Source organism: Lamprobacter modestohalophilus (assembly GCF_016583905.1).
GTDB lineage: Bacteria > Pseudomonadota > Gammaproteobacteria > Chromatiales > Chromatiaceae > Lamprobacter > Lamprobacter modestohalophilus.
Genome location: NZ_NRRY01000182.1, coordinates 1 through 903, shown reverse-complemented (window position 1 = coordinate 903; position 903 = coordinate 1). Strand labels below are relative to the sequence as shown.

The window sequence follows — 903 nt, the reverse complement described above, 5'->3', positions numbered from 1 at the left end:
TCCGTCCCGCGGCGAAATCACTCTGTTCGGGAACGATCACCGCAACCAGGCGCCGTGGGCTTTCGCGCACATCTTCCACCCGTCTCAGTGTCTGACAATGGATCAGAACACAGGCGCGAATGCGCGTTTTGACGCGCACCTGCGTCGGCGTTGGCGTAGCGACCACCTTGCTCTCGAGGATCGACGGACTGAGCCTGGACAATTGCTCATAATCGGTCAGCAGCGCATGCACCACTGCCAAGGGTGCATCGACCAGAAAACGCGCCTCGATGCGGTATCGCTGCTCCGACTCGCTAATCTGCAGCATCAGAAGATCCGCCGCACGCGTCTCAAGAGCGGTTGCGCCGCAGAGCACCAAGAGCGAGGGCAGGATTGATTGGATGACTCGCATGACCCGGCTGAATACCACGATTCGTTCAACGCAAGCGTGCATATTGTGAATAGTTCGTGACGTTCCGATTGCGCTCGCAGGCGGAACCTGTTTGTGCAAGAAGCTGGTAGCAGCAGGTAATAGACTGTTTATATTGGTTTTAATGGGGTGATTTCAAAGTTGGCACAGAGACTGCTTTATCTCTGGCAAGTCCCGGCAACGGCCGGGACGTCCACCAACCCACTGTCCAACGAGGAACACAGCATGAAAATCATCACCACCACCCTGACCGCGACCCTATTCAGCCTGGCCGCCGCTGGTGTCAGTGCCGCCGACGTCTACCAGGGCCTGAGCGCAGGTCATCCGGACCTCTCCAGCCAACCGGCTGGCATCGAGGACGGCTTCGGCGTCAGTGCCACACCGCCCGGCGTCGGCAGCCAGATCGATCGCTATCACGGCCTCGCCGATGGCAACGCGGATCTGTTCAATGTCCGTCTCCAGGGGCCATCCGACAGCGGTGAGCGTCCGAACAT

2 protein-coding genes are annotated in these 903 nt (G+C 59.2%); one reads left to right on the top strand and one right to left on the bottom strand.

Features of this window, described 5'->3' with window-relative positions:
* Positions 1-391, bottom strand: a 391-nt coding sequence (locus tag CKO42_RS26760) for an SRPBCC family protein (RefSeq protein ID WP_200252816.1), incomplete at its 3' end; no start/stop codon positions are given.
* Positions 392-634: 243 nt separating this feature from the next.
* On the opposite strand from CKO42_RS26760, the gene CKO42_RS26755 reads away from it, so the two are divergent.
* A partial coding sequence (locus CKO42_RS26755) for a hypothetical protein (RefSeq protein WP_200252813.1) occupies positions 635-903 on the top strand: 269 nt, incomplete at its 3' end.